Annotated in this window: 1 protein-coding gene; it reads right to left on the minus strand. The window is 44.4% G+C overall.

The window, feature by feature from the left end; all coding sequences use genetic code 11:
* Positions 1 to 103 precede the first annotated feature (103 nt).
* A partial coding sequence (locus tag J7R10_RS08610) for a 3'-5' exonuclease (protein WP_281432513.1) occupies positions 104 to 473 on the minus strand: 370 nt, incomplete at its 5' end.

Consider the following 473-nt stretch of genomic DNA (forward strand, 5'->3'; position numbering starts at 1 on the left):
GTTCTGTTAAGCATATAGCAGAAGAACCTGTGCTGAATTAACCATTTGCTGCATTCCCTTCTGCCTGACTCATGCTGGGGACTGCGTGTGGTTTGATAGATTTTTATTCCAACCTTAGCAATGTTTGACGGGGGTTATGCTCACTACTGCACCCGGAAACAAACAATCGCCCTTCAGCGCGTGTCATTCCTACATAAAGAAGGCGCCTATACTCCTCTTCTGCACGCTCTTTTAAGCGCGAGATTGCTTGTTTAGAGGGTATTGTATCAAATTCTGCATTAGGACGCCAGATAAAAGCTTTTTGGTCACCCAAATATGTATTGTTCAAGGGAACTTTAAGCAGGTGAGATGCATGCTGGGAATGCCAGATGCCACTACCGGGATCAACCAAAAACACACCGGCACCTTCCAGTCCTTTTGCTGCATAAACCTTCATGATTCGAATTTTTTCTTGTTTTTGGTCACAGTTCCTT

Origin of the sequence: Bartonella vinsonii subsp. berkhoffii ATCC 51672 (genome assembly GCF_902825225.1) — a bacterium.
GTDB classification, from domain to species: Bacteria; Pseudomonadota; Alphaproteobacteria; order Rhizobiales; family Rhizobiaceae; genus Bartonella; species Bartonella berkhoffii.